The following is a 21,215-nucleotide window of genomic DNA, read 5'->3' as shown; positions in this document are numbered from 1 at the left end:
TTAGTATGCTTTTGTGTAACCTAATAGGTGCTTGCTCCAGTAAGAGTTACTTACAGAACTAATACGTACACCAGTTGCATCAGTTTCTGCACTAATGAACTGACCGTTTCCTAAGTAAACACCCATGTGAGAAGGACCTGATTTATAAGTGTTTTGGAAGTATACTAAATCACCTGGTTGTGGATTGCTAGTTTTTGTTTTAGAACTCCAGTATCCAGCAACTGTTTGACGAGCGCCTTTATGACCAGTTTGATTTAATACGTAGTGAATGAATCCACTGCAATCAAAACCAGCAGGTGTTGTACCAGCTGTTCTGTATGGTGAACCATTTAATGATCTAGCGAATCCAGCGATTGAAGATGTATCTCCACCAGTTGTTGGTTTTTGTACGTCTTTACCTGGTTGTTGAACGTTATTTGTAACGTTATTGTTATTTGTAACGTTGTTTACTCCGCCTTTTACAAACTTAACGAAGTCTGCACTTACGTAACCTGTGCGGCCGTTATGGTTAATTTTGTACCAACCATTTTCAGCGCCAGTAACGTTTAATACTGTACCGTTTGTTACACCACCGATTACAGCGTTGTATGTAGCTGGGCCTGTACGTACTTTTAAAGCACCAGTGTTAACAACATAAGAACCACCAGTTTGAACTGTAGTAGTATTGTTGTTTGTAGTTGGTTGTTGTGTTTGGTTAGATACAGCAGAACCACCTTTTGTTACGAAGTCTTTGCTTACGTATCCAGTTCCACCATTGAAGTTGATTTTAAACCAATCTTGTACTTCACCAACAACTTGTACTGTTTTACCTTTATTTACAGAGCCTAATACTGTATGAGATGTACTTGGGCCTGTACGTACGTTAAGTGAAGAAACGTTTACTGTGTAAGTACCAGTTCCTTGTTGAACAGTAGTTCCTGTTTTACCACCAGTCGTTACGAAGTCACCACTTACATAACCAGTTTGACCGTTTACAGTTACTTTGAACCAACCGTTTTCTTGTCCAATTACTTGTAGTACTTGACCTTGTTTTACTTTAGAAATAACGCTATGTCCTGTACCAGCACCTGAACGAACATTTAATACATCAGCAGTTACTGTGTATTTTAAGTCGGATTTTGTTTCTACAGTTTTTGTTTCAGTTACAGTCGTTTGTGTTTGAGTTTGTCCATTAATTTCTTTTAGCGCTTCGTTTGAAACTTGTGCATGAGCAGAATCCATACCTGGAACTGCAACACCTGCTACTGAAGCTACTGCTAAACCTGCAATTACTTTTTTCATAAGTTGTCTTTACTTCCTTTCCCTACTATCCTCTTAAAAAAAACTTATAAACTTAATACTTTACAATATTATCAAAGTAAAATATTCATTAAGTTCCATTTTTTAACAAGAGTTTTATTTTTCACACAGAGTTCATTTTAAACAAGCGAAGTGAAATCCGTGTGAACTTCATGTGAACTTTACCATTAAACTTACTCTTTTTGCAATGCTTTTTTTATATTTCTTATGTATTTTATTGAAAATTCGACATACCATTCATTATCTTAGTATATATTTTCTATCCACTTAAAAAAATTCTATTCATCTAACACAATGCAAAGAATGTATTTCCTAGTATAGCTCCTCCTATGAAGTATACTCTTATCATGACAAAAAACACTTTTTTTATCAATAGTATAATATTTTTAGAAAACTATTTTTGATACTATCTATCACTTTTAAAAGATTTGACGATTTGTAAGATTTAACTTCAAAAATTCTGTTCTAATTTGACGAAAGTACACATTCCGCTACCCATTTTTAACTGTCTATGGAATTTATAGGGTATTTATATTATCATATATATAGTAGCGTCTTAATCTATACACATTTTATTTACCCTACACGGAAAGCAATTGAATTTTAAGATGAGCGTTTTATTGCTTGCAAATAGTGGAATCAAAAGGGAGGTATATTTATGAATAACATAATAGATGATCCTATAAATAAAAATATAGAACTGTACTATGCTTTTTTTCAATTCGTTTCAATTATTACCTTACAAAAAATATCAACTATTGAAACACGTAAAAACGAATTAAAAAATCAGATGAAAAATTCCTATCAAAAAAATCCTTACTACTTATAAAAAGGTGAACAGGTTGTATCCCTGTTCACCTTTTTATAAGTAGCAAAACCCCGATTGGTTCAAATAATAATTAGTGGGGGATAAACAATTCCCCCACTCGTTCCTACATTATTTATAAATTTTTACACGGTTTTCTAAAGGCTGGTATTCTTTTTCACCTGCAGGTACAACCGGTTTACCAAACGGCATTTGCGCAATAAGCTTCCAATTTTCTGGAACTCCCCATTCTTTTCTCACTTCTTCATCAATTAATGGATTGTAATGTTGCAATGTAGCACCAAACCCTTCAATTTCCAAAGCTGTCCAAATTGCAAATTGTAACATTCCAGAGGATTGCTGAGACCAAATTGGAAAGTTCTCTTTGTATAATGCAAATTTTTCTTGCAGTTCTTCCACCACTTCACTATCTTCGAAGTATAGAACTGTTCCATAACCACTTTTAAATGCATTCATTTTTTCTTCCGTAGAAGCGAAGTTATTTTCAGGTACAATTTTTCGTAACGTTTCTTTCGTAATATCCCATAACTTATCGTGTTGTTCTCCAAGCAAGACGACAACGCGAGCACTCTGAGAGTTAAAAGCTGAAGGTGTATGTTTTACAGCATGATAAATCACTTCTTGAATTTTTTCATCAGAAACTACTTGTTCTTTACTAATTGCGTAAATAGATCTTCTGTCTTCAATTGCTGAGTAAAAATCTTTTGCCATCATAATTCCCTCCAATTTTCATTTGAGGCTTTTTCCTATGTACACATCATATGCCCCTCAAAACTTATCATTAATAAGTTTCTAACTTTATAATATAAACAAACAATAATAAACTCAAATAATAACACTCACATTTTTTACCTTTTTACTTTATTAGTGCTAAAAAATAAAAGGCAATTTGTTGTTACCGATAGTACGTAACAACAAATTGCCTTTCTTATATGATGATCCAACTCAGTATTTCACTTAATTAACTAAGCCAAATGCATAAGACATTAGCTTATTCGTCTCTGTAAAACGCTTTGTTTTACCTTTTGTCCCCATAACAACTGTAATAATACGAGTATCACCTTGTTTTGCTGTACCCGTAAAACAATACCCTGCGCTATCTGTAAATCCTGTTTTTAATCCGTCTATTCCTTCTATATATAAAGCTTTATTATTTTTGTTTAACATATCATTTGTACTTATAACATTAATATTATTAAATGCTAACTGACTTTGACGTAAGTGAGTCACTTCTAATATTTCTGGGTAATCTTTTATAAGATGATACGCCAAGTTTGCTACATCACCAGCCGTCATTTTTGTTTCACTTCCATCGGGCTCTTGTAATCCAGAAGCATTTGCAAATTTAGCATGTTCCGACATTTTTAACTGTTTCGCTTTTGCATTCATAAGCTGAACGAAATCTTTCTCCGATTTTGCCATATGTTCTGCTAAAGCCACAGCTGAATTATTAGCTGACTCAATCATTAATGCATGATATAAATCTTTAACAGTTAATGTGTCATTAACTTGTACTGGGATTCTCGCTCCCTCTGTTTGTGCCGCTTTCGCACTCATTTTCACCGGATCTTCCCAGCGAACTTTCCCATTATGTACATTTTCTAATAGAAGATATGCTGTCATCATCTTAGACATACTTGCTGGCGCAAAAGCCTCATTTTCATTATGTTGATAAATAATATCTCCATTACTCGCATCAATAATCATAGCTGCTTTTGCATCAATTTCCGGTGGTATGTACTTTGGTGGGACTACTTTTTCAACTAATCCTGTTTTAGGTAGTTCTGCCACTTGTAAAGGTTGTCCATCTATACTTGTTGCACTCTTTTGAGTTCCTTGGAATAAGAACCAACATATCCCTAAAACAATGACTAATAGGACTGTCAGCCTTCCCCATTTTAACCGCTTCATTTCAAAACTCCTTTAACAAACCTTTTATACACTCACATTTAACCATAACAACTTTCCCTTTATATCGTCAAGGTAAAAAGCATATTTATTCATCTACAGCAATTATTATTTCAATGCATGTATGTTACAATAACAATACCGAAATATAAGAATATTAAACGATAAACCTTATGAATAAAACTATTAATAGAAGGGATTCATACAAATGCCACTTCCAAAATCATTAAAATACGGAGACACAATTGGGATTTACTCACCTTCTTCTCCAGTAACCTACACTTCTCCTAAAAGATTTGAACGAGCGAAATCTTACTTACAACAGAAAGGATTTCATATATTAGAAGGTTCACTAACAGGTCGATATGATTATTATCGTTCGGGTAGTATACAAGAGCGTGCTGAGGAACTAAATACTTTAATAAGAAACCCTAATGTTTCTTGTATCATGTCAACAATTGGTGGCATGAATTCAAATTCCTTATTGCCTTATATTGATTATGATGCTTTTCTAAATAACCCTAAAATAATGATTGGGTATTCAGATGCAACAAATAAAACGATACATATTATAGAACCTTGGAAAAAATGAATACATGGCTTTTATTGTTTTACAATAAAAGCCATGATACTATATAATTTGGAATGTGAAAGATTAAACTAAATACGTTCCAATATCTATCATTAGAAAAATTAGGTATAAATATTATATTTATATGCAAAAGAGAGTGAATAAATGAAACCAACTATTAAAAATTACTTATTTTTACATGTAGCTTTTTTGATATATTCTATCATTATGGTTTACATGAAATGGGCAGCTAAATTTCCCATTGCTTCCATCTCATTTTTTATTGCTTATTTCGGACTAGTTATACTTTTATTTGGATATGCAATTTTATGGCAACAAGTAATTAAACATTTCGAAATATCAAAAGCATATTCACATCGCGGGATTATTATACTATGGTCAATGCTTTGGTCAGTATTTCTATTTGGAGATACGATTCAGTGGAATCATTTACTTGGTGCAGCTATTATTATCGTCGGAATTGTGGTGGTGACAAAAGATGAATAGTTATATGTTATTATTTATTTTCGGGATAATTTTAGCTAATTACTCACAAATATTATTAAAAAAAGCTACTTTGCAACAATACGATTCTAGAATAAAAGAATATGTGAATCCTTATGTTATTATCGGCTACTCTTTATTTGTAATTAACGCTGGATTAAATGTTATCGCCATGAAGGGCATGGCATTAAAACAAGCATCAGCATTAGAATCCTTAAGTTATATCATCATATTAATTTTCGGTTGGTATTTCCTAGGAGAAAAAATAACGAAACGTAAACTCATCGGCAACATGATTATTATCGTTGGTGTAATCGTTTATTGTATCCAATAGTAAAAGGCTCCGTTTATCACAAACGGAGCCTTTTACTATTGACCTAAATTTTGCACCTTCTCTTTCAAATCTCGAACTTGATCTACCGTCTGCATAAGCTCCGAGTTTTTAAACTCTTCTACATTCACTTTCCCTTCTTCTATCTTTGTCATCGCCGTATCAATTAACGTATTTAACTTTTCGTTATATCCGACGATTTGCTGATGAAGATCCTTTGCTACATCAGGCGGTGTTAATTCATTGAAAGCGGGTATATCTTGTTTAATTTCACTAAGCTTCGCTTCTAATTCTTTTCGAGCTTCACTATCATTAACAGCCTTTTCAGCTAATGCTGGTGCATCATTTGCAAACGCACTTATTTCATTTATATAGTCTGTCGCTTTTTGAGCATAATCTATGGAGTTCTTTCCTTGTTCTACTAGTGAACATCCCATTAAACCAATTGTAACTATAAATACTACTAAAGTTGATTTTATTTTCATTTTAGGCTCCCTTCGTCTTTATAATTGTCTGTAAGTTTCTCTATCCTAACTTCTAGCTACATTACTTATAACCTTTTTTCAAATAGCTATTTACCCTCTTACATGCCCGATTACTGTTACAACATCTACTTCTATATGTATGCTAATAATATCTTCAATTATATCCGTATATCCTTGTCCTATAGCTGTTCCATAGTGTAATGTAAGCCCCTTCTTTTCATACACTGACTTTGGTACTGAAAAAATAAATCTCCTCAAATTTCTTTCATCAGCCGGTTCCATAATTAAAACAATCCCATCCTCATCAAACATATACGCTCGCCCTCCAACTTTACATTCACTATGGCTCAGTATTGCCTTGGTCAGCAAAATTTAAAACATAATAAGTTAAGATACACACTCTGCTGCACCATAAAAATAAAAAACATTCATTCTTTTTGTTAAGAATGAATGTTTTTTAAAAAATCAATTTCTAACTCTAGCATCTTTCTTTGACGAGGTTTTATTTTTCTTACGGGAACTCCAGCATAAATATACCAATCTTCTAAACTCTCTTTCACCATACTCATCGCACCGACTGCCGTACCTTCTCCTATAGTTACATTTGGAAAAATAATAGAATCAGCACCAATAATCGCATGTTTTTTAAAAATAACTTTTTCTGTTTCCACATTCCTATATTGATTCGGGACAGTTGGCCCCATTAAAGTATTTCCACTGAAATCATCAAGTACCGCATATACTAAGGTTTTAGCTGAGATATTTGCAAAGTCATGCATTTCAATCCCAACTTCCCCTCCATATAACGCTGTATACGCTGATATATGCGAATAACTTCCAATTGTAATTTTGCCACTTAAAATGCAAAAATCATCAATCCTTACATGATTACCTACTGATATAACACCTGGATTATATATACTTGCTTTTTTACTAATCAATACATTCTTCCCAATTGATAAAAATCCAATTTTCTTTAGCTCTTCTTGACTATAAAAACTATTCATCTGCCAACACCGCCCTCTGACCTAAACATCTTACAATTTGTTCTACTATTTCTTTCGTCATTCCTTCCCATAAAGGTAAACTTACTATTCGTTTTGCTATTTTATTCGTTGTTGTTAAATCTGTAGACTTATAATTTTTAAAAAGAACTTGTTGATGGCAAGAGGGCGAAAAGTATAATCTAGCTTCTATTTTCTGTTTTTTCAGGTCTTCTATTACTTGTTTGTTGCGAACTTCTTCTGGACAAAGAATAGGCATAAATTGCTGAATAACTGCTTCTGTCTTTTGGAGTTGCCACCCTTTTTTTATGAATCCATTACTTTGTAACAATTGTTTATACCATTCAGAAATACGGGTGCGTTCTTTTAATTTGTCATCCCATTTTTTCATAGTTGCAATCCCAATAGCGGCTGCATATTCAGACATTTTACAATTAAACCCCATCATCGTACATTCACGATTTTTATCAAATCCGAAATTACCCATCCTTTTAATACATTGTATATCTTCTTCGTTTTTACTATATATAAGCCCTCCTTCACCAATCCCAAAAGGCTTTGTTGCATGAAAACTATATACGATCATTCCACTAAACCCCTGTCCATAATGCACAATTCCATTCATTAATCCGAATCCCGGTGCCGCATCTACGACAACCGGAACACCCCTCTTTTCTAATTCTTCATATTCTTCTAAGTTCATCCATGATCCAAACGTTGCGTACGGGACAACAATCGCAACCTCTTCTTTTAATTCTTCAATCTTATCCAAAAGTACTGTTTTATCCATATACCAATCATCTATTGAAATATCAATAAAATAAGGTTCCAATCCACACCAAATAGCTGCTAATGGAGTCGCAGGGAATGTAAAACTAGGCATGAGGGCATACTTTCCTTTTTTTCTTTTCTTAAGTTGAATGGCCGCCATTAACCCTAACGTTGCGTTTGCTACTGTTGTAACAGCTCCCCTGTTCTGAAAAAATCCCGACATAATTGTTTGTTCAAAACGTTGATTTATAGGTCCGTAATTCGTATATATGTGAGATGTATCAATTTCCTTCAATTCATCCAAATACTCAATTACAGGTACAGTTGAAGCACGTAAAAAAGGAATATTCTCCATATCTATCTATTCCTTCCTATCATTTTCGGACAATATAGAGCATATCTGTTTCAGATAAGCCAAATTTCCTAGCACTTTTCATCCCTTGTTTTTCAGCTATGTTATATAATTCCACCTTAAATCCCGCATTCATTAATCGTTGAATGAACCCTGATTGATTATAAATTCTCACATGATCTTCTTGACCAAAAGCTAATTTCCTCAATTGTGGAGTTACAATTAATTCATTCTCTATAATAGAATCCACATTCATTACGATGGGTACTTGAATAATTCCCCATCCATTTGGTTTTAAAACCCTATATAACTCTCGCATTGCTTTGCCATCATCAAGAACATGTTCTAATACGTGGCTGCATAAAATTACATCAAAAGTATTACTATCATATGTAATGCTTGTAACATCAATTTCCTTCATTAATGGATCCTTTGGCTCTAAATCCCCACATACATACGTAATATTTTTATACTCGTTAAACCAATCTCTTACATTCGCTTCAGGTGCAATATGAAGCATAGTATATTTTCTACTTAACAAGTCCGTTTCCGTTTCAATGTACACACGATACAACCTTTCACGATCCATCGAACTACAAACTGGACATATCCCTGTATCTTTATTCCACATCTCAAATTTATATTTTGGAAAATCATAATCTGCCGGCCAAGGTGAAAATTTTTCAAATTGTTGATTGCAATATTGACAATAACAACATTCTTTCTCAAACATATGGGCAACTAGTTTGTTTAACCCCTTTTTAATCTTTTCATTATAAATTTGATCTAGTTCTCCATTTCTTACTGCATCCTTAACTATAAATCCCGCATTCTCTAAACAATAGGATAAGCTCTCTTTATAATCTCTTTCAGAACTTAAAAACCCACTATTATATGCATCAATAATTAATTCAATCCATTCTTCAATTGTCATTAAAATAAAATGCATTTGTTTTTGATTTTGTCCACTATGTTGTCTAAAATAACTAAGAGGTTCTTGTATATAAACTACTTTTCCTTTCCTCATCATGTCTAGCCAAGTTGCAATGTCATTAATAGCAGAATAAGCCTTCCCTTTAAAATACCCAAACTTCCCTTCAAACAATTCCCGATTAAACAAAACAGTTGTCGGCTCACCAACTACATTTTTCAAATTTTTTAACATATAATTCCCTAATTCTTTTCCTTCAAAAAGCGTAGTTTCTTTCGCGATTTTCATATTTAATGTTGAAGGTGGTAATATCTCTCCATTCTCATCAATTAGTTCACGATAAGACGTCACAAATGAAATATTTTCTAACGTCAAAAAGTATTTCATCATTCTCTCAATCTTTTCATGATGAAATAAGTCATCATCTAATAAAAAGTTTATATAATCCCCGTTCGCAAGTTCTATACACTTATTAAAGTTTTCAGCAACTAACGGCGTTTCATTTTTAACATATGTAATACACTCATATTCACGTAAATACGGTTGAATCATCGCATTGACTTCATTATTTGTACTGTCGTCAGAAATAATAATTTCAATATTTTCATATGTTTGATTCAGAGCACTATTAAGCGCCAATTCCAAGTAATACGGTCTATTGTACGCAGGAATAAGTATACTTACTTTCGGTAAAGGAGAATTATTATTTATATATTGTTTTTTCTTTTCTATGTTTATTTTCTTTTCTTTAATTTTTTGATAATAGTCTAATGTATATAATATTGATGACGGAACTATCCTTCTTGCATATTCTAGAAAATTAGTTATCGCTTCATCTAACTCTTTTTCGTTAGATAAGAAACCATATTTTTCTCCAGCTATAATACTATGTGAAAAATCTTCTAATCCATCCATCATTTTATTAGATTCATTTAACTGTTGATCTGGATGTAATCGAAAGTAACTCAGTGTCTCTGCTATATATACTGCTTTTCCTTTACTTAATAAAGATAACCATGAAGCTATATCTACGTTACAAAGATACCTCCTCTTATCAAAAATCCCATACGGTTCTTGTAAATCATTTTTACGAAATAAAACTGTTGTCGGTTCTCCAATATAATTTTTTTGATCCACAATTACCCTATTTGCTAATTCTGTCCCCTCTATAATCGTATCCTCTTCAAATAAACGGACAGTTGAATAAATATGTCGTAGTTCTTTCCCTTTTTCATCAATTACTTGACGATGAGATGTTACAAGCTTAATTTCATTATCTAAATCATTGAAAAAACACTTTATCATTTTTTCAATTTTATCCACATGAAAGATATCATCATCCATTAAAAAATTTATATACTCACCGTTCGCTTCATGAAATAACATGAGTGCATTTTCAAATTGTCCGAGAGTTGAACTGTTTTTTATATAAATAATATTTGAATGATCACATAAGTATTTTTGTAACACCTTTTCTGTTTCGTCATTCGTACTATCATCTCCAACTATAATTTCTATATTAGGGTACGTTTGTTCCAGCACACTACATAACGCCTCTTCAAAAAAGCGAGGACGATTATATGTAGGAATTAATACACTTACCAACGGAAGTTGATCTACCACCTCTTCAGTTCTTTCAATACGAGTTTTCATTTTACTCTCTCACCTCTTCGCATATTATTTATATACGCGACACAAAAATCACATCACTTTAACCGAATAGAGCCTATATACTTTTATGCAGATATGAAACGAAATATCATACTTTTCGTTCCTGAATAAACATATTTAATAACATGGACATTTTATTTGCACCTTTTTTATTCAAATGATCACTATCATAAAAATCTTCATCACAAAATAATGGTGAATCAAATAAATCTATAATTTCAAAAGAATATTGAGCATGAAAGTCGTTTATAACTTTATAAAAATCTTCTTTTAATTTCTTACTACTACAATTGAAATAATGTGAAGTAACAGGGAATACAACAATTAGTGGTTTTATATCATGTTTTAAAAGTAATTCTAAATATGTTTTAAAAATTGTTTTATTTTCAACTAAAGTATGAGGATATGACAATTTAGCATGTGAAGCTGCTCTTATTTTTCCGTGTTCTTCAAAAGGAATGTGAAGAGGAGTGATATTCCATTCAGCATTTATCCAAGGCAATATCAATGATTCATCTGTTAGTTCGTCTAATAAAATATATTCAAAATGAAAATTAAAAATAGAAAAAAGTGGTTTCGGGGTATCTAGATGTGAGAATCCATCAGTGGATAGAGGAGAATGAACTACAGTATGATGGCCGTCTTGAAACAATGGATAATATACTTTGTGAATTCTATATGATTCAGATGATAACGACATGTCAAAGTAAAACGAGAAATAAGCTATTCCTATCAAACAATATTGAAAGGAATGATCGTTTGATAGTAGTTGTGATGCTATTAAATAATCATAGTATAGATCTTGCGATGGAAGTGTTAATTTTATTGACTTTTTTGAGAGGAACTCCGTACTTATACCACAATGCGGATAAGACAAGCCCGTTGCAAACAATTCATACGTCGGATCACTCTTTGCTTTTTTCATAGAAATGTATAAAGACATAAGATCCGGATTTATTTGATAGATAGAAATTAATTTATTCTTCCATTCATACATGTATTTTGTTAAATTAATAATTTTTGTACTTTGCACGCCCCTGTTTATCAATTCAATTGTAAGTTTTTCTGCGTCCACTCTCCAAATGATTATATATTGAAAAGAATTTTCTATTTGAACAATGGCTGAAACGTCTACAACATGAACGATTGTTTTACATTTATTTTTGTCTAATGCATTTTGAATCTTCCCCCTTGATAATTCATCACTTAAAACAATAATTTTATACTGCTCCTTCATATATATCCCCTCCATTATATGTATAATATGAAATTCATTTTTCATTCGTAACGATCATATACATTTGCCAGCCATCATAAAAAAGAATAGAATATTCATTTCAAAACAAAAAAATAGCTCCACCATTAGGCGTAGCTATTTTTCCATTACATACTTAATAAAGTGAAGCTTTAATCAGTGGGGGGGTTTCTTCATCGCCCACTGATTATTAGTTGAACCAATCGGACTTTAATGGGCAGCCCGACCCCCACCTAACGTCTTTGCTTTCACTGCATTTTAAGGTGGGGGTCTTACTACCCATTAAAGTCGGATAAAATTATATTCCTTTGTCTAACTCATAAAGCATACGATACTTTTCATTTTCTTTCAGAAGTTGTTCATGACTACCTTGCATCACAATTTGACCACGATCAAGGAATATTACTTCATCAACATGCTCCATTCCTACAAGATGGTGCGTAATCCAAATTACTGTCTTTTCTTCCGTTGCAGAAAACATTGTTTCTATTAAAGATAATTCTGTCTTTGGATCTAAGCCGATTGTAGGTTCATCTAGTACAATGATTGGTGCTTCTTGCATTAGCGTTCTAGCAAAAGCAACCCGTTGTCTTTCCCCGCCAGAAAACCTTTTCCCCATCTCATGCATTTTTGTTTGTAATCTATCTGGAAGAGAAGCAACATGCGAAGCTAATTGTGCTTTCTCTAAAGCATTCCATATCTCTTCATCTGTTGCCTCTGGTTTGCCGATTCGCACATTATTCCCAATTGTCGTATCGAATAAATGCGGCTTTTGATTCAATACAGAAATATATTTTGATAAAAGATTCGTGTGAGCATGTTCACTATTCAATAAAACTTCACCCTGTAATGGGCTTAGTGCACCTGTTAACAATTTTAACAAAGTAGATTTTCCAGTTCCGCTTCTTCCTAAAATGGCGATTTTTTTTCCTGCTTTTATTTGTAATGATACGTCTTTCAATACAAATTCATTGCTATCTGGGTAACTATACGATACATGATTTAATTCAATGTCTATATGTTTTGGTGCAACATAATCTTTATCTCTAGGTAATTCCTTTTCATCCTGTAAAACACCATTACCTTCTACTTGATTGAGACGATGAGCGGATTCTACATATGATGGAATTCGATCGATAGCATCTGACAGAGGAATTAACGCGTTTGTGACAGATAACGTCATTAAGACGAAAGCCGCAATAACGGTAGGAGCAATCTGTTCACTCGCCGCCTCATTTCCAGTCCATATAATCATTGAAATAACTACAATACCCACTACTAATTGAATAATACTGTCCCGAATATGATTCCAGCGCTTCATTCTTTTTTCCGTTTTTAACAACTGAGCATTTTGATCTACATACTTATCAATGAATTCATCTTTTCTACCACTTGCTTGCCAATCAGATAATCCAAAAACAGCATCTGTTAGTTGTTGGTACAAACGGTTTCTTCCTTGCTTTAAAGTAACATGATGTTTCTTCATTAAAAGTAATGATATAAATGGAAGAAGAAAAACGATAATAGCCAACATACATGCTGCAATAAGTGCAAACACTACGTCAAATGTACCGATAACAAGTACGAATATGCTATATACAACTAATGCTAATATGCTAGGAAATATTGTACGTAAATATAGGTTTTGTAAATGCTCTATATCTTCGGATAATACGCCTAACATATCGCCCGTTTGAAATCGTGAACGGAAAAATAACGCCTGTGGTTCTACTATCCCATATAGTTTCGTTCTCATCTTTTCTAATATGCGTAATACAACATCGTGTCCAACTAAACGCTCTACATAATGAAATACCGCTTGTCCTATACTAAACGCACGTGTTGCAACGATAGGAACATATACAGCCATTACATTTTCTGGTCTAAGAGCAGATTTAGAGATTAAATAACCTGAAATGAAAAGTAGCATCGCACCTGAACTAACTCCAAGAAGACCAAGGAAAATAGTTACAGTCATTCTACCTTTATTTTGCTGTATATACGGTTTAATCCAGTTACTCATCTCTATCCCCTCTCTTTCCTGCGAAAATGTAATGCTTCATTCTTTACAAGTTCTTCATACGTTCCGCTTTCTATCATTTTCCCTTTATTTAAAATAAGAATATGATCCATCTGTTTCATCCAGTGAAGACGATGTGTTGCAAGAAATACTAACTTACCTTCAAACAGACGTAACATCGCTTGCTTTATTTCAAATTCAGTTTCAATATCAAGATGTGCTGTAGGCTCGTCTAATAAAATAATTGGCTTTTTGCTTAAAAGGGCTCGCGCCATTGCGACACGTTGTTCTTGTCCGCCACTAAGCATACGCCCACCTTCTCCAATTCTTTCATACATTCCATTTGGAAGCGATGTAACGAGTGAACGAAGACCGACTTCATTCATAACTCTTTCCACTTCTTCATCCGTTGTATTTGTTTCATAGAAACAAATGTTATCTTTTAATGAAAGCGGGAAAATATAAGGTTGCTGCGGAATATAAGCAATATTCTTTTGCCACTCTTCACGAGTAGCCCCGTCAATTTCCACACCATTTACAATCATATTTCCAGCTGAAGGAGTTAAAAACCCTGCTAATACGTCGATTAACGTTGATTTCCCTGCTCCACTTTCACCAATTACACCTATAGCGCCAGTTCCTTTCCAAGTAAAATCAATTTCCTCTAATATAGCTTTTTCAGATTCATCATTCTTTACTTTTACATCTTGTAATTTCAAGTTACTAGTTGAATTCCATATTAAGTCTACATTAGATTCTTTCTTCCCTATTTCTTTTTGTTGCTGTAAAATCTCTTCTATTTGCTCCATTGCAAGTTGTCCATCTAACGTAGCATGATAATTTGCTCCAACTTGTTTAATCGGCAAGAAATATTCCGGAGCTAAAATTAAAATCGTAAGGGCTGGTAATAGTACAATTGTCCCATCTATTAAACGTATCCCTAATCCGACCGCCACAAATGCAATTGATAAACTCGTAAAGAAATCTAATGCAAAAGAAGAAAGAAAAGCAACTCGCAAAGTACGCATCGTTGCTTTTCTATATCTTTTACTTACTTTTTCAATCTTTCCTTCGTGTTGTTTACTTTGACCTAAATACTTTAATGTTTCTAATCCTTTTAACGTATCTACAAAATGATTAGAAAGAACACGATATGTTTCATATTGGCTATCCGCCATTTTCTGCGCTGCTAATCCTAGTAGGATCATAAAAATAATTACGATAGGAATCGTTACAACTAAAATGATTCCCGACTCAATATCTAGTGTAAAAACATATAGTACAATTAGTCCCGGTACGATACTACTTCTAATCATTTTAGGAATTGTTAGTTCAATATATGTTTTAAATTTCTCAATACCCTCTATCGATAAGGTAACCAGATGACCTGTTCCAGCGGTTTGAACATACCGTGGACCTAATGTGAAATACGCCTCTATTAATTGTTTTCTCAATAGCGATCCTGTTTTTTCAGCGAAACGTTCTACTAATATTTGTGACATTCGAACTAGCAAATGACGTACTGCAAACGTGATTCCGAAATAAACCGTTTCATTTAACACAGATTGCACCGCTTCTCCCTGAAATAAAAACGTAATAGCTCGCGCTAAAAACACTGTTTGTGCAATAATACTAAAAGCTTCTAAAATGCTAATGATTGTTAACACTACATATAAAACTCGGCTACCAGGATACGACGGAAGTCCTCTTTTTCTTTTCATTAGTACTCCAAATCTTTATCTGACTTAACAGGTTGTCTAAACACATAGAAACTCCATATTTGACTTCCCAATACAAATGGCAATATAGCAATTGAAAAATACGTCATCAGTTTTAGTGCATAATCTCCTGATGCTGCATTATAAATTGTTAAATCGTATATTGACCCTAACGAACTAATTAAGACACGTGGGAACATGCCGGCAAACACACTCGCACTTAGTAAAATGATTGTTAAACTTGTCATAAAGAAAGCCCAACCATCTCTTCTTCTTTTATTTAATAATGTTGACACACATAATGCTACAAAAGCTCCAATCGGAACCATAATCCATTCTGTACCATGACCAGTGAAAATATCTGTTTTCCATAACCCTACACCAGCAAAAATAAGAAGCGCTATAATTGCAAGTGGTGCAATTTTCAGTGCAGCAATACGTGCACGTTCTCTTAACTTACCAGTTGTACGTATTGTAAGGAATTGCAAGCCGTGAACAATACATAGCAGAAGGAACATAACTCCTCCAAGTAATGCAAAGGGATGAAGTAATTGTAAGAATCCACCTACAGCATTTTTCGTCTCATCAATTGGAATACCTACCATAAAGTTAGCAATGGCAACTCCCCAAAGGATAGGCGGTAGTAAACTTCCTAAAAACATACCCCAATCCCAAAAGCCTTTCCATTTATGATTATCTATTTTCGCACGGAATTTAAAGGAAACACCTCTAATAATTAAAGCAAGAAGCATAAATACAAACGGAATGTAAAACCCACTAAATAAAGTTGCATACCAGTGCGGGAATGCCGCAAACATAGCGCCACCAGCACAAACAAGCCATACTTCATTCGCGTGCCAAAATGGACCAATTGTATTTAAGTAAATCCTTTTCTCTAAATCGTTTTCTCCTAAAAACCTTGAAACTATACCTACACCGAAATCGAAACCTTCAAGTACAAAGAAGCCTACGAATAAAATTGCAATAATGATAAACCACAACTCATTAAGAGATAACATACTCATCCTCCTTATCAAATGGATCATGGCTTTGAGAATCTTGTTTCGTTTTCTTATTCTCATGTCCTTTAATAATACGAACGAATAAGTAAACTGTAATTCCACCTATAATTAAATATAATGATGTGAACGAAACTAAAGAGAATAGCACTTCTCCGAACGTAACATTTGGAGATACAGCATCTTCCGTTTTCATAACACCGAAAACTACCCAAGGTTGACGTCCCATTTCAGTCATAATCCATCCTACTGTATTACCGATAAACGGTAGTGAAATTGCATACACCATTAATTTTAAATACCAAGTTTTTTCAGCTAAACGATCTTTTCTTGATAAGAACCATCCGTACGCTCCTAGAAGAAGCATAAATGTTCCACTCATTACCATCGCTCTAAAGCTCCAGAACATCGTGTGTACTGGTGGAATATAATCTCCAGGCCCATATTTTTCTTCATATTGCTTTTGAATTTGATTCATCCCTTCTACTTGACCGCTAAATTTATCATATGATAATAGACTTAGCATATACGGGATTTGAATTTCAAACGAATTTTCTTTCTTCTCTGCATCAATTTTCGCAAATACTGTAAATGGCGCTGGATCTTCACTCGTATTCCATAACGCTTCAGCTGCTGCCATTTTCATTGGGTGTGTCTTAATTAATTGTTGTGCTTGCGCATGACCGAAGAATAATACAAGCGCAGTTGTAAGTGTTCCAACAATGATAGAAATGCGGAATGATTTTTTAAACACTTCCGTTTCTTGAGCTTTCGTTATTTTCCATGCACTCACACCTGCAATAAAGAATGCACCCGTTGCAATTGCCGCTGTAATTGTATGCGGGAATTGCACCCATAATTGTGGATTTTGAATGATCGCTAAGAAATCATTCATTTGTGCACGTCCATCGGCTGCCATTTCATATCCTACCGGTGATTGCATAAATGCACTTGCAGTTAAAATCCAAAATGCTGATAACATTGTTCCAATTGAAAGGAGCCAAATACATAAAAGGTGAATGCGCTTCGGTAATTTATCCTCACCGAATACCCATAAACCTAAAAATGTAGACTCAATGAAAAATGCTAATAAACCTTCAATCGCAAGTGATGGACCAAACACATCACCTACGAAGCGTGAATAGGTTGACCAGTTCATACCAAACTGGAATTCTTGTAGAATACCAGTTACTACACCTACCGCAAAGTTAACAAGGAATATTTGTGTCCAAAACTTCGTCATCTTCTTATAAATTTCTTGTCCCTTTACCACATATAACGTTTGCATTAACGCAATGATAAAAGCTAAACCAATAGACAGCGGAACAAAAAAGTAATGGAAAATCGTTGTTGATGCGAATTGTATTCGTGCCAATTCGAGCGTTTCCATACTACAATCACTTCCTTCATAATTTTTTATATCGTAATTTCAATTGAGTTGTATGAATAAAACAACTCAAATCTTAGAAATGTAGAAAGATAAATTTGTTTATGTACTTTTAGAAAATATAAATTTTCAGTTTTCAAGATAATTACAAAAGAACTTTCTCATAAAATTTACCTTTTCACTATTTCAGTAGTGTTTTATTCGTTAATCGAATTGTATAATATACCTGCATAGTAAATTCAGGTTATTTTTGACGTATTATTGACATCATTTTGTCTGAAATATGTCTTTTGGTATTTTTTTGAATTAGATTTTTCTCATCGATAAAATGTGTTTTTTTAATATGAGACTTATCTTTGCATCAATAAAATAATCGTTTCTCTCTTTATACACTTGACTTTTCTACGGAAAAATGTCCTATTAACCAATGGATAATTTCGTTATTTTTTTGTCAAGAGAAAAATGTATTTCTAAAATTCAAACACGAAATAATGTTATTCAAAAATAGAAAATGTACTCCCTCTTTCTAGACTAAAAATTCATTTTATTGTCATTTTTTCAAACTAAATTCATACATAAAAAAATACCGAGAATCGATTAGACTCTCGGTATTTTTTAAATTATTTTGCTGTATGTTTTCTAATAGCCGGTAAAATTTCAGTAGCAATTAATTCGATGTTTTTCTCAATTTTATCAAACGGTACACCACCAAAATCAATTTCTGCCATAAAACGTTGTTGCCCAAACAATTCATATTGGTAAAGCATTTTTTCGATAATTTGTTGCGGGCTACCAACCATTAACGCGTCACGGTAATCTATTGCATTTGTAAATTGTTGTTTCGGATACCCGCCACCGCGTAGCGTAAGCATACCAGCATTAATGTGAGGGTAGTATTCACTAAGTGCATCTTGTGAATTTTTCGCTGTATAAAATAAACTCGTTGTTGCAACTGGCAAACTTGCTGGATTGAATCCACTTTGCTCAGCCGCCTCACGGTAAGCATCTACTGACCCTTTAAAGTTAATAGCTGGACCACCTAGTGTTGTTATCATCATTGGTACACCTGCACGTCCTGCTTTAATCGCACTAGCTGGTGGGCCACCAACTGCACGCCAAATTGGTAAGTTATTATTTTTAGCTCTTGGAATAACCGCTGCATGCGCAAGCGGTGCTCTGAACTGTCCATTCCATGTTACATGTTCCTCTTTATTAATTTTTAATAAAAGTTCCATCTTCTCTTCAAATAACTCTTCATAATCATTTACATCATAACCAAGTAAGCTATATCCCCCAATACGCGATCCACGGCCAGCCACAATTTCTGCACGTCCACTAGAAATCAAATCAAGTGTAGCAAAGTCCTCGTATACTCGTACCGGATCAGATGTACTTATTATCGATGCTGAACTTGCAATTTTTATATTTTTCGTAGCTTGTGCAATAGCCCCTAAAATCACTGTATGAGCTTGCGTTGTAAAGTGCGTTTGATGACTTTCACCGACAGCAAATACATCAAGTCCAGCTTCATCTGCTAACTTAGCTGTTTCAATTAATTCATGAATTCTTTGTTCAGCACTAATTTTCTCTCCATTATGCGGATTTAAAACGTGATCCCCAATCGAATATAATCCAAACTCCATTCCTTTACTTGTATCCATGCGGTATTTTTCCATCATTACTCTCTCCTTTAATAAAGTGTTATTAGTTTCTCTTTTAAAAACGTTTGTAAGTCCAATGTTTTTCTCTATTGTTTACAACATCACTTGATTAGTCAATTGATAATGTAAAAAAAATTACTCTTGCGGTAATTCTTTTTTTTCACTATGCTTATGAACCTTCGTCATTAGCTCATATAACATTTTCTGTTCCTCTTCATTTAATACGTCATCAAAAAATGATGATTGAAATGCAAGTTGCTCTGGCAATGCTTTCTCTAAGGCTGCTTCTCCTTGCTCTGTAAGACTAATCGTTTTCGTTTTCCAATCTTGTTTTCGTACAATATATCCTTCTTTTTCAAGACGCGTTAACATTCGAGAGATGCCACCTTGTGTAACAGTTACCTTTTCAGCTAACTCCATTTGTGTTAGTGGTTGATACGTACGTATTTGCAAAAGCACATCAAATTGAGCAGTCGTTAAATCAAAACGTTTTAAAAACTCATTTGACATCTGATTACTTTGGTTCGTAAATCGTATTAAACGTAACCATATTAATGATCCTATCGTATTATCACGCATGTTTGATCACTTCCTATCGTGAATCTTACTATCACTTTACTACGCAAGTGATAAAAAAGCAAGAGAAAACGTGAAAAATATCTCATTAAAGTATTACATAAATAACGATAAGAAAGAATTCATGTTTAAATGAATTCTTTCTTATCGTTATTCTTAACTTTCCATATCATTCATTGCTATATGTAAAGCGCCTACTGCTTTGGGCCAACCAACATAAAAAGCCATATGTGTTATTAATGCAATCATTTCATTTTCTTTAATTCCATTTTGTTTGGCCAGTCGCAAATGAAATGGTAATTGTTCTGTATTACCAAGACTGATTAATACCGACACTGTACATAAACTCCTTTCTCTTAATGTTAAAGTGTCATCCCGCCACACTTCCTCAAACAATATTTTTTCACTATAATGAGCAAATACAGGTGCCATTTCTCTCATTTTCTCTTGAATACAATATTCAATGGATTCATTCATCATTTCACTCCCCCTTCACTTTTACCAATTGTGCCATTCCTTGACCAAATGACCAATTTTCTGCAGATGTCTCATTTACTGTAATAAAAATATTTGCACTTTTTATACTAGAACATTCAAAAACCTTCGAGGATATCGACTGATATAGATCACTTTTCTGTTTTATCGTTCTTCCCGGTCCACATGTGATAGAAACATACATCATATTCTCTGTTCTCTTTTCTCCTCTTTCTAATAAATAATATGGATTATATAAAAAGTGATTTTGTTGATAGGGTAAAAACATTTGAAAGAAATCATTTTCAGGGATGTTAAAATGTTCAATTAATGAAAGATGAATACATTCACCTATCTTTTTAATTTCTTCTTTATTTAATTTATTTTCATGATAATAAACGTTCACAAAGGGCATACATTGTCATTCCTTTTTCTTAATTTAACTTCAACAA

Annotated in this window: 21 protein-coding genes; 4 read left to right on the top strand and 17 right to left on the bottom strand. The window is 33.5% G+C overall.

Going from position 1 to position 21,215, the window contains the following annotated elements; translation table 11 throughout:
- Positions 1-1,281 (bottom strand): enterotoxin EntFM, encoded by a 1,281-nt coding sequence (gene entFM, locus NLJ82_RS09670; protein ID WP_000755553.1) that lies wholly within the window; start codon positions 1,279-1,281, stop codon positions 1-3.
- A 676-nt stretch (positions 1,282-1,957) separates the two neighbouring features.
- Here entFM and NLJ82_RS09665 point away from each other — a divergent pair.
- Positions 1,958-2,128, top strand: coding sequence for a hypothetical protein (locus tag NLJ82_RS09665; protein ID WP_001059583.1), 171 nt, complete (start codon positions 1,958-1,960; stop codon positions 2,126-2,128).
- 108 nt (positions 2,129-2,236) lie between these two features.
- Here NLJ82_RS09665 and NLJ82_RS09660 read toward each other — a convergent pair whose 3' ends face one another.
- On the bottom strand, positions 2,237-2,839 hold the full coding sequence (locus NLJ82_RS09660; RefSeq protein ID WP_001993708.1) for a nitroreductase family protein: 603 nt from the start codon (positions 2,837-2,839) through the stop codon (positions 2,237-2,239).
- Positions 2,840-3,082: 243 nt separating this feature from the next.
- The gene (locus NLJ82_RS09655; protein WP_000825883.1) at positions 3,083-4,036 is read right to left on the bottom strand and encodes a D-alanyl-D-alanine carboxypeptidase family protein; all 954 of its coding nucleotides are present in this window, start codon (positions 4,034-4,036) and stop codon (positions 3,083-3,085) included.
- Positions 4,037-4,241: 205 nt separating this feature from the next.
- Here NLJ82_RS09655 and NLJ82_RS09650 point away from each other — a divergent pair, with 205 nt between their 5' ends.
- The 3 genes from NLJ82_RS09650 (at position 4,242) to NLJ82_RS09640 (ending at position 5,442) form a co-directional block, all read left to right on the top strand.
- A complete protein-coding gene (locus NLJ82_RS09650) occupies positions 4,242-4,625 on the top strand; it encodes an LD-carboxypeptidase (protein WP_001130822.1) in 384 nt (127 codons plus the stop codon).
- Between the two features lie 144 nt (positions 4,626-4,769).
- Positions 4,770-5,111: an EamA family transporter gene (locus tag NLJ82_RS09645; protein WP_000805122.1), complete on the top strand. Its 342-nt coding sequence runs from the start codon at positions 4,770-4,772 to the stop codon at positions 5,109-5,111.
- On the top strand, positions 5,104-5,442 hold the full coding sequence (locus NLJ82_RS09640; RefSeq protein WP_001089868.1) for an EamA family transporter: 339 nt from the start codon (positions 5,104-5,106) through the stop codon (positions 5,440-5,442). The genes NLJ82_RS09645 and NLJ82_RS09640 overlap by 8 nt, the downstream gene beginning before the upstream one ends.
- Positions 5,443-5,477: 35 nt before the next feature.
- Here the strand turns inward: NLJ82_RS09640 and NLJ82_RS09635 are convergent, their stop codons facing one another.
- The 14 genes from NLJ82_RS09635 to NLJ82_RS09570 all read right to left on the bottom strand — a co-directional run bounded on the left by NLJ82_RS09635 (position 5,478) and on the right by NLJ82_RS09570 (position 21,178).
- Positions 5,478-5,924 carry a DUF6376 family protein gene (locus tag NLJ82_RS09635; RefSeq protein ID WP_000695301.1) on the bottom strand — a complete coding sequence of 149 codons (447 nt, stop codon included), beginning with the start codon at positions 5,922-5,924 and terminating at the stop codon, positions 5,478-5,480.
- A gap of 90 nt (positions 5,925-6,014) precedes the next feature.
- Positions 6,015-6,236: a hypothetical protein gene (locus tag NLJ82_RS09630; RefSeq protein WP_000459103.1), complete on the bottom strand. Its 222-nt coding sequence runs from the start codon at positions 6,234-6,236 to the stop codon at positions 6,015-6,017.
- A gap of 128 nt (positions 6,237-6,364) precedes the next feature.
- The gene (locus NLJ82_RS09625; RefSeq protein WP_001084170.1) at positions 6,365-6,931 is read right to left on the bottom strand and encodes an acyltransferase; all 567 of its coding nucleotides are present in this window, start codon (positions 6,929-6,931) and stop codon (positions 6,365-6,367) included.
- Positions 6,924-8,054 (bottom strand): DegT/DnrJ/EryC1/StrS aminotransferase family protein, encoded by a 1,131-nt coding sequence (locus NLJ82_RS09620; RefSeq protein ID WP_000427954.1) that lies wholly within the window; start codon positions 8,052-8,054, stop codon positions 6,924-6,926. Before NLJ82_RS09620 ends, NLJ82_RS09625 begins: the two co-directional genes overlap by 8 nt.
- Positions 8,055-8,073: 19 nt before the next feature.
- Entirely contained in the window at positions 8,074-10,635 is a 2,562-nt protein-coding gene (locus tag NLJ82_RS09615) for a glycosyltransferase (protein ID WP_000857384.1), read from the bottom strand.
- A 106-nt stretch (positions 10,636-10,741) separates the two neighbouring features.
- A complete protein-coding gene (locus tag NLJ82_RS09610; protein WP_000664273.1) occupies positions 10,742-11,890 on the bottom strand; it encodes a hypothetical protein in 1,149 nt (382 codons plus the stop codon).
- A 316-nt stretch (positions 11,891-12,206) separates the two neighbouring features.
- Positions 12,207-13,931: a thiol reductant ABC exporter subunit CydC gene (gene cydC, locus NLJ82_RS09605; RefSeq protein ID WP_000073481.1), complete on the bottom strand. Its 1,725-nt coding sequence runs from the start codon at positions 13,929-13,931 to the stop codon at positions 12,207-12,209.
- 2 nt (positions 13,932-13,933) lie between these two features.
- Positions 13,934-15,649, bottom strand: a complete 1,716-nt coding sequence (gene cydD / locus NLJ82_RS09600) for a thiol reductant ABC exporter subunit CydD (protein WP_000824070.1) — start codon at positions 15,647-15,649, stop codon at positions 13,934-13,936.
- Entirely contained in the window at positions 15,649-16,665 is a 1,017-nt protein-coding gene (gene cydB, locus NLJ82_RS09595; RefSeq protein WP_000950062.1) for a cytochrome d ubiquinol oxidase subunit II, read from the bottom strand. The genes cydD and cydB overlap by 1 nt, the downstream gene beginning before the upstream one ends.
- Positions 16,652-18,055, bottom strand: a complete 1,404-nt coding sequence (cydA, locus tag NLJ82_RS09590; RefSeq protein WP_000448883.1) for a cytochrome ubiquinol oxidase subunit I — start codon at positions 18,053-18,055, stop codon at positions 16,652-16,654. Before cydA ends, cydB begins: the two co-directional genes overlap by 14 nt.
- Positions 18,056-18,672: 617 nt before the next feature.
- Positions 18,673-19,728, bottom strand: a complete 1,056-nt coding sequence (locus NLJ82_RS09585; protein WP_000417576.1) for an LLM class flavin-dependent oxidoreductase — start codon at positions 19,726-19,728, stop codon at positions 18,673-18,675.
- Between the two features lie 120 nt (positions 19,729-19,848).
- The gene (locus tag NLJ82_RS09580; protein WP_001205518.1) at positions 19,849-20,292 is read right to left on the bottom strand and encodes a MarR family winged helix-turn-helix transcriptional regulator; all 444 of its coding nucleotides are present in this window, start codon (positions 20,290-20,292) and stop codon (positions 19,849-19,851) included.
- Between the two features lie 153 nt (positions 20,293-20,445).
- Entirely contained in the window at positions 20,446-20,769 is a 324-nt protein-coding gene (locus tag NLJ82_RS09575) for a carboxymuconolactone decarboxylase family protein (protein WP_000980851.1), read from the bottom strand.
- A 1-nt stretch (position 20,770) separates the two neighbouring features.
- Complete coding sequence (locus NLJ82_RS09570) at positions 20,771-21,178, bottom strand: tautomerase family protein (RefSeq protein WP_001117259.1); 408 nt, start codon at positions 21,176-21,178, stop codon at positions 20,771-20,773.
- Positions 21,179-21,215: the final 37 nt, after the last annotated feature.

The organism is Bacillus paranthracis (genome assembly GCF_024296885.1).
Lineage (GTDB): Bacteria > Bacillota > Bacilli > Bacillales > Bacillaceae_G > Bacillus_A > Bacillus_A paranthracis.
The sequence above is the reverse complement of the archived record's forward strand: the minus strand, read 5'-3'. Positions and strand labels throughout refer to the sequence as shown.

Coding starts and splice junctions, on each gene's coding strand:
- entFM (WP_000755553.1), bottom strand. CDS start 1,281: ATGAAAAAAGTAATTGCAGGTTTAGCAGTAGCTTCAGTAGCAGGTGTT.
- NLJ82_RS09665 (WP_001059583.1), top strand. CDS start 1,958: ATGAATAACATAATAGATGATCCTATAAATAAAAATATAGAACTGTAC.
- NLJ82_RS09660 (WP_001993708.1), bottom strand. CDS start 2,839: ATGATGGCAAAAGATTTTTACTCAGCAATTGAAGACAGAAGATCTATT.
- NLJ82_RS09655 (WP_000825883.1), bottom strand. CDS start 4,036: ATGAAGCGGTTAAAATGGGGAAGGCTGACAGTCCTATTAGTCATTGTT.
- NLJ82_RS09650 (WP_001130822.1), top strand. CDS start 4,242: ATGCCACTTCCAAAATCATTAAAATACGGAGACACAATTGGGATTTAC.
- NLJ82_RS09645 (WP_000805122.1), top strand. CDS start 4,770: ATGAAACCAACTATTAAAAATTACTTATTTTTACATGTAGCTTTTTTG.
- NLJ82_RS09640 (WP_001089868.1), top strand. CDS start 5,104: ATGAATAGTTATATGTTATTATTTATTTTCGGGATAATTTTAGCTAAT.
- NLJ82_RS09635 (WP_000695301.1), bottom strand. CDS start 5,924: ATGAAAATAAAATCAACTTTAGTAGTATTTATAGTTACAATTGGTTTA.
- NLJ82_RS09630 (WP_000459103.1), bottom strand. CDS start 6,236: ATGTTTGATGAGGATGGGATTGTTTTAATTATGGAACCGGCTGATGAA.
- NLJ82_RS09625 (WP_001084170.1), bottom strand. CDS start 6,931: ATGAATAGTTTTTATAGTCAAGAAGAGCTAAAGAAAATTGGATTTTTA.
- NLJ82_RS09620 (WP_000427954.1), bottom strand. CDS start 8,054: ATGGAGAATATTCCTTTTTTACGTGCTTCAACTGTACCTGTAATTGAG.
- NLJ82_RS09615 (WP_000857384.1), bottom strand. CDS start 10,635: ATGAAAACTCGTATTGAAAGAACTGAAGAGGTGGTAGATCAACTTCCG.
- NLJ82_RS09610 (WP_000664273.1), bottom strand. CDS start 11,890: ATGAAGGAGCAGTATAAAATTATTGTTTTAAGTGATGAATTATCAAGG.
- cydC (WP_000073481.1), bottom strand. CDS start 13,931: ATGAGTAACTGGATTAAACCGTATATACAGCAAAATAAAGGTAGAATG.
- cydD (WP_000824070.1), bottom strand. CDS start 15,649: ATGAAAAGAAAAAGAGGACTTCCGTCGTATCCTGGTAGCCGAGTTTTA.
- cydB (WP_000950062.1), bottom strand. CDS start 16,665: ATGTTATCTCTTAATGAGTTGTGGTTTATCATTATTGCAATTTTATTC.
- cydA (WP_000448883.1), bottom strand. CDS start 18,055: ATGGAAACGCTCGAATTGGCACGAATACAATTCGCATCAACAACGATT.
- NLJ82_RS09585 (WP_000417576.1), bottom strand. CDS start 19,728: ATGGAAAAATACCGCATGGATACAAGTAAAGGAATGGAGTTTGGATTA.
- NLJ82_RS09580 (WP_001205518.1), bottom strand. CDS start 20,292: ATGCGTGATAATACGATAGGATCATTAATATGGTTACGTTTAATACGA.
- NLJ82_RS09575 (WP_000980851.1), bottom strand. CDS start 20,769: ATGATGAATGAATCCATTGAATATTGTATTCAAGAGAAAATGAGAGAA.
- NLJ82_RS09570 (WP_001117259.1), bottom strand. CDS start 21,178: ATGCCCTTTGTGAACGTTTATTATCATGAAAATAAATTAAATAAAGAA.